Below are 6,024 nucleotides of genomic sequence, written 5' to 3'. Positions count from 1 at the left end.
CCGGCCATGGTGCCCACCTTCACCCGGGCCTTGCCCCCGGGTTTGCCGGGTTTCCCCACGACCACCTGGCCCCTGCCCGCCCTGCCGCCGTGGACTTGGCCGCCTTCCGCGGTCCCGCCGTTCCCGGCGTTGCCGCCATTTGCGTTGCCGCCGTTCACCCTGCCGGGGTTGCCGACGTTCACCCTGCCGCCGTTCCCGGCGTTGCCGCCGTTCACGTTGCCGCCATTGCCGGCGCTGCCGAACTTGGGTGCGGATATCACCGCGGCGATCAACGCGGTGGTGAATGCGGGGCTGCCACCGTTTGCGTTGCCGCCGTTCACGTTGCCGCCGTTCACGCTGCCGCCGTTCACCTTGCCGGGGTTGCCGACGTTCACGCTGCCGCCGTTCCCGGCGTTGCCGCCGTTCACGTTGCCGACGCTGCCCAACCTCGGCGCGGACATTGTGGCCAACATCAACCTGGCGTTGAACGCGACGTTGCCCGGGTTGCCCACGATCAACTTGACGCTGCCCGGGCTGCCGCCGTTGACGTTGCCGACCTTCCCGGCGTTGCCGCCGTTCACCCTGCCAGGGCTGCCGGGGCTGCCGTCGTTGACGTTGCCGCCGTTCCCGGCGTTGCCGCCGTTCCCCGCGCTGCCGCCGTTCACCCTGCCGGGGCTGCCGGCGCTGCCGCCGATCAACCTGTTCCCGCCGGGGCTGCCGGGCCTGCCGGGGTTCACGCCGCCGCCACTGCCGGGGCTGCCGCTGCTGACCCAATTGCAGACGATGGAGACCCAGTTCAACACCACCCTGCTCAACGCCGAACTCGGCTTGAACGCCAATCTCGTCGCCCAGGAGACGGCGCTCGAGCTGGCCCTGTTCGGCAACCTCGGCAAGCCGGCGCTCAACACGTTCTACAACTTCTGGAACTTGGTGCTGGGCAGCGGCGAGACGTCGCTCAACAGCCTGATCGGCCTCCAGGTGCCGGCCGGGCTGCTGACCGGCAGCCTGGCGATCGGCACCACCCCGATCATCGCCGGCGGAGGCTTGCTCGCCGCGGTTCCGACCAAGTTCCTGTGGGACCTCGCCGTCGTCCAGGGGGTGGTGAGCCCGTTCATGGCGGGTGGGGCCATCAACACAGCGCTCACCGCGGCGCTCACCGCGGCCGGGTTGCAGGCGTCGCTGGGTACCACCCTCGGCGGGTCGCTCGCCGGTCTGTCCGCGACGACGGGCGCGACGCTGGTGGCGGCGCCGATTGCCGGCCTGCAGGGCATCGGCCTGGGCGGGGGCACGTTCCTCACCGACCTGGTCGCGTCGGAGACCACGTTCAACGCGAACCTGCTCACCAATGAGTTAGCTTTGGAGACAGGCCTTTTCGGCCCCAATGCCTTCAACGGCGCACTCAACCGCTTCTTCAATGCGGGCAACCTGGCGGTGCTGACCGGCGAGCAGACAGTCAACGGCCTCCTAGGCGGATCGCAACTGCCCGCGCTTAACGCAAACCTGTTCCTGACCGGAACCTCGCAGGACGCGTTCGACGGCGCCAACGCGGTCGGTGGTATTCAGGGCGTCTTGGACCAGCTTTTGGCCGGCGGCCTCGACCTGGCCGGCATGCCGTAAGACCCGGCTCAGCCGGTCTTGGCCGGCGCCTTCGGCGGGATCACCGTGTCGACGATCTGCGCCAGCTCGCGCCGGTTCGGGGGAACGCCGGTCAGCAGCGACTGGTGGTTGATCAGCGCGGGCCCGATCCTCGCGGTGAACGGTGTGACCGTGGCCGGATCCAGTTCGCCGTTCTCGACGGCCGTGCGCAGAATCGCCTCGACGATCTTGAGGCGCGGGCCCACCACCGCGTCGGCGAAGATCGCGCGCAACTCCGGTTCGTGGATCACCTGCCCGATGATGTCGAGACCCGGGAAGGCCGTCTTCCCGGCAAGGATGTCGCGATGCGCGGTGAACACGGTCAGCAGGCTCTCCCGGGCCGACCGGCCTGGTCGCGGCTCGGGCAGCGGGGGCAGGGCGAATACCAGGGCGGCGTGCACCAAATCGTGCTTGCTGCACCACCGCCGGTAGAGCGCCGCCTTGCCGGTGTGCGCGCGGGCGGCAATGCCCTCCATCGTCAGGCCCCCGTAGCCGACCTCCGCGAGCTCGGCCAGGGTGGCCTCATACAGTGCGCGCTCGAGGACCTCGCCGCGCCGGCGGCTCCGGCTGCCGGACGTCGTCGGCGTCAGCTGGGGCATCCCACGATAGTAGCCGTCGGCGTTCCTCTTCAGGGGCTACTCGCAGAAAGACGGGGGCGGGCGGCGGTAGGGTGCGTCCATGCCTGAGACGCGGGAAACTCCGAGGCTGCTCTTCGTGCACGCCCACCCCGACGACGAAAGCCTCAGCAACGGAGCGACCATCGCGCACTACACGTCCCGCGGGGCGCACGTGCGGGTGGTGACGTGCACGCTCGGCGAAGAGGGCGAGGTGATCGGAGATCGCTGGGCGGAACTGGCCGTCGACCGGGCCGACCAGCTCGGCGGTTACCGGATCGGCGAACTCACCGCCGCGTTGAACGCGCTGGGCGTGCCCGAACCCATCTATCTGGGCGGCGCCGGCCGCTGGCGCGACTCCGGCATGAGCGGTACGCCCGCGCGGCGCCGGCAGAGGTTCGTCGACGCCGACGACCGCGAGGTGGTCGGGGCGCTGGTCGCGATCATCCGGGAGCAGCGCCCGCACGTGGTGGTGACTTACGACCCCGGCGGCGGCTACGGCCATCCCGACCACGTGCGCGCCCACACCGTGACGTCCGCCGCGGTGGCCGCGGCCGGCGGCGCCGACTATCCCGGGGAGCCGTGGACGGTGCCGAAGTTCTACTGGTCGGTATTCGCGCTCAGCGCCTTCAAGGCCGGCCTGAGCGTCCTCAACGCCGAAGACTTCCGGCCCGAATGGATGGTCCCGCCGGAGGAGGAGTTCACCTTCGGCTATGCCGACTCCGACATCGATGCGGTCATCGAGGCCGCCCCCGAAGCGCACGCCGCGAAGACGGCGGCGCTCGCCGCGCACGCCACCCAAGTTGTCGTCGGCCCGACGGGCCGGACCTGCGCCCTGTCTAACAACCTGGCGCTGCCGATCGTGGCCGAGGAACACTACGTGCTTGCCTCGGGCAGGCCGGGTGAGCGCGACGCGCGCGGCTGGGAAATAGATTTGCTTGCCGGGCTTGGCTTTACCGCGGTCTGACGCGGTACGCTCTGACAAGGCAGCCACGGGAGGAGCCCTGATGGACCCGGACATGGACCCTAACATGCAGCACTGGCAGGACCGGCTGGACAGCATGCAGTGGGTGATCGGCTCGATCCTCTCCAACATCGACAGCATTCCGACCTGACCGCGATCAAGTCGCGCGTGGCGTCCGCCGAAGAGGCCAGGGACGACACCGGCGCGACGGATCCCGCCATCCGATTTGTCGTCTTGACACTGCTAGCCGTCGACGGCGTGCTTTCCGCACTGGCCGGGGCGCTGCTCCTTCCCTCGTACCTCGGCTCGGTTCCGTTTCCCATCAGCGCGGTGCTCAGCGGACTGCTCAATGCGGCGCTGGTGTGGGCGGCGGGACGATGGACCAGGTCCCTGCGGGTGGCGGCGTTGCCGCTGTGGACGTGGCTTCTGACCGTGGCGCTGGTCAGCATGGGCGGGCCCGGCGACGACATCATCCTCGGCGGCCGGGGCTTGATGGCGTATGGGGCCTTGGTGCTGCTGGTCCTCGGCGTCGCGCCGCCGGCCTGGGTGTTGTGGCGCGGCGTTAACGACGCGTCGAGCTAGGGACCGAAAATCGGTGGCAGTGGTGGTATCGGCGGCAACGGCGGCAGTATCCAGCCGAAGAGGTAGTAGAACTCGTCATAGAAGAATTGCCATGTCTCGTTCCAGGCGACAGTCAAGAAGTTGTTCAGCCCCTGGCTGAACGTGATGGACCCACTAAGCCAGTCAAGGGTGTTGAACAGACCGCTCTGCACCATCGGCTCAATCCAGTGGTAGAAGTACTGAATCTGCGGCGCTATCCATCCGACGTAGGGTACCCACCCCGCCGCGTATGAGGCCAAGTCGAAGCCGTACGCCACCCATGGCTCGATGGCGTTGTACAGAGCCTTGATCCCATCGCCGGATGCCGCCGGTACTGCCGCCGCGACGCCGGTGATGCCCGCGGGTTGCAGCAGCGCGCTCGCAGCGGTCAAAGCGCGGGCGGCGCCGGTCGGCAGCAGCTGAAGGGCGCTGGTGCTCGCGCTCGTTGCGGCGGCGAGCCGACCTGCGAGCGCGCCGGGACCGCCGGTGGCTTGGAAAATGCTCTGGAACTGGCTCACTGCGTTGGACACGGCGTTCTGGGCCGCGCCGGCGCCACCGGAGATGGTCCATTGCCCGAGCAACTTCTCCGCGGGCAGGGCGACCGCGTTCACCAAGTTCTGCGCGGCGCTGGCCTCGGCTGCAGCGTAGGCACTCGCGCCGGTGGTCAATGCCTCAGCGAACCGCTCGTGGAACGCCGCTGCTTGCGAGCCGAGTTTTTGAATCCACAGGCCGTGTTCGGAGAACAGCGCGGCGATCTGTGTGGAGATCTCGTCTTCGGCCGCGGCCAGGACGCTCGTGGTCGGTGCCGCCGCCGCCGCGCCGGCCGCGTTGAGCGTGGAGCCGATCCCGGCGAGATCAGACGCCGCGGTAATCAGCGCATCTGGCGCCGTCAGCAGGAATGACATCGCACACCTCCCCGTGCTAGCAGACGGAGCGCGCCCCAGCGTTGATCATCATCCGTCAATGCTGGGGAGCGTAGCGCTACGGCGGCCGGTCGGAGTCAAGACGACCTGATTCTCAGGAGGAAGGGTCTTTTGGCCCATCGCGCCCGGCCTGGGTGTTGTGGCGCAGCGGCAGTGAGCGCCCGGGAAGGCCTCTGACTTAGAGCGGCGGCAGCGGCGGCAGCGGTGGCAGGAACCCGAGGAACCAGTAGATCTCCGACTGGATGAAGAAGTTGATCGACGCCGTGGTGGCCGTGAAGAAGTTACTCAGCCCCTCCGCAAAGGTGATCTGTCCGCTGACGAAGTCGAGGATGTTGAACAGGCCGCTCTGAACGATGGGCTCGATCAGGTTGTAGAAGAACGTGATTTGCGGAGCAAGGAAGGTCACCCAGCCCGCCGCGTACTCGAGGAGTTGGAAGCCGTACTGCACCCAGGGTTCGATCGCGTTGTAGGCGTTTTCGATCGCGTCGGCGATCGGCGCGAGGGCGTTCGCCGCCGGCACCACCGCGGCCGCAGTCGCCGCGGCCGGCGACAACAGGGCGCTTGCGGCGGTGGTGAGAGCGCCGAAACCGCCGGTCGGCGCCAGGAGCAGCGCACTGGCGGCCTGGGCGCCGCGTGTGAACAGGCCGGCGCCGGTTTGGACGGCCAACTCCACCTGGGAGACCGCGGTGGACAGCGCCGCGCCGAGCCCGCTGCCGCCCGCGGACAGCGAACTCACCGCGGCGGCGCCGCTACTGATCAGGGGCTGTCCGAGCGCCGCGGCGACGGGCGCGTTCACGGCGTTCTCGAGGGTTTGCACGGCGCTCGCCTCGGCCGCCGCGTACGAGCCGGCGCCCGCGGACAGCACCTGGACGAACCGCTCCTGGAACGCCGACGCCTGGGCGCTGAGCTGCTGGAATCCGTGCCCATGCTGGGAAAACAGCGCGGCGATCTGCGTCGAGATCTCGTCCTCGGCCGCGGCCACGATGCCGGTCGTCGGCGCAGCGGCCGCCGCACCCGCCGCGCTCAGCGAAGAACCGATCCCCGCGACGTCCGAAGCCGCGGCGACCAGCGCGTCAGGCGCCGCCAGTACAAAAGACAACCCGCACCTCCCCTTTGCTTCTCATCAGCGCGGCCATCGGTCGTGGATGATGCCTTGATCGGACGGATATTAACGCGATCCCAGCTAACAGGCGGGCGAATCACGCCAAAACCTCCGCGACGGCGTTGCCGGTGGCTGCCATGGTCGACCGCTTGCGGATACGGCCCTGTCGCTACTGTTGCGCGTATGGGGCCCACCATGGTTTCCGAG

Annotated in this window: 6 protein-coding genes; 3 read left to right on the top strand and 3 right to left on the bottom strand. The window is 68.8% G+C overall.

Going from position 1 to position 6,024, the window contains the following annotated elements:
- A partial coding sequence (locus GPY60_RS26665; protein WP_197283710.1) for a hypothetical protein occupies positions 1-1,596 on the top strand: 1,596 nt, incomplete at its 5' end.
- A gap of 8 nt (positions 1,597-1,604) precedes the next feature.
- Here the strand turns inward: GPY60_RS26665 and GPY60_RS17335 are convergent.
- Positions 1,605-2,213, bottom strand: a complete 609-nt coding sequence (locus GPY60_RS17335) for a TetR/AcrR family transcriptional regulator (RefSeq protein ID WP_156688922.1) — start codon at positions 2,211-2,213, stop codon at positions 1,605-1,607.
- Between the two features lie 79 nt (positions 2,214-2,292).
- Between GPY60_RS17335 and mshB the strand changes: the two genes are divergently transcribed.
- Together mshB and GPY60_RS17325 are read left to right on the top strand one after the other, a co-directional pair.
- Positions 2,293-3,195 carry an N-acetyl-1-D-myo-inositol-2-amino-2-deoxy-alpha-D-glucopyranoside deacetylase gene (gene mshB, locus GPY60_RS17330; protein ID WP_156688921.1) on the top strand — a complete coding sequence of 301 codons (903 nt, stop codon included), beginning with the start codon at positions 2,293-2,295 and terminating at the stop codon, positions 3,193-3,195.
- Between the two features lie 99 nt (positions 3,196-3,294).
- Positions 3,295-3,774, top strand: a complete 480-nt coding sequence (locus GPY60_RS17325) for a hypothetical protein (protein WP_156688920.1) — start codon at positions 3,295-3,297, stop codon at positions 3,772-3,774.
- Here GPY60_RS17325 and GPY60_RS27555 read toward each other — a convergent pair.
- Both GPY60_RS27555 and GPY60_RS27550 read right to left on the bottom strand, forming a co-directional pair.
- Entirely contained in the window at positions 3,771-4,697 is a 927-nt protein-coding gene (locus GPY60_RS27555) for a PE family protein (protein ID WP_156688919.1), read from the bottom strand. The genes GPY60_RS17325 and GPY60_RS27555 overlap by 4 nt on opposite strands.
- A gap of 196 nt (positions 4,698-4,893) precedes the next feature.
- Positions 4,894-5,814, bottom strand: coding sequence for a PE family protein (locus GPY60_RS27550; protein WP_156688918.1), 921 nt, complete (start codon positions 5,812-5,814; stop codon positions 4,894-4,896).
- Positions 5,815-6,024: the final 210 nt, after the last annotated feature.

Source organism: Mycobacterium sp. Marseille-P9652, from assembly GCF_902652685.1.
Taxonomy (GTDB): domain Bacteria; phylum Actinomycetota; class Actinomycetes; order Mycobacteriales; family Mycobacteriaceae; genus Mycobacterium.
Note: the sequence above shows the minus strand (reverse complement) of the source record. Positions and strands in the feature narration are given on the sequence as shown.

Excerpts from the sequence above, each read along its gene's own strand:
- GPY60_RS17335 (WP_156688922.1), bottom strand. The coding sequence starts at position 2,213 with ATGCCCCAGCTGACGCCGACGACGTCCGGCAGCCGGAGCCGCCGGCGC.
- mshB (WP_156688921.1), top strand. The coding sequence starts at position 2,293 with ATGCCTGAGACGCGGGAAACTCCGAGGCTGCTCTTCGTGCACGCCCAC.
- GPY60_RS27555 (WP_156688919.1), bottom strand. The coding sequence starts at position 4,697 with ATGTCATTCCTGCTGACGGCGCCAGATGCGCTGATTACCGCGGCGTCT.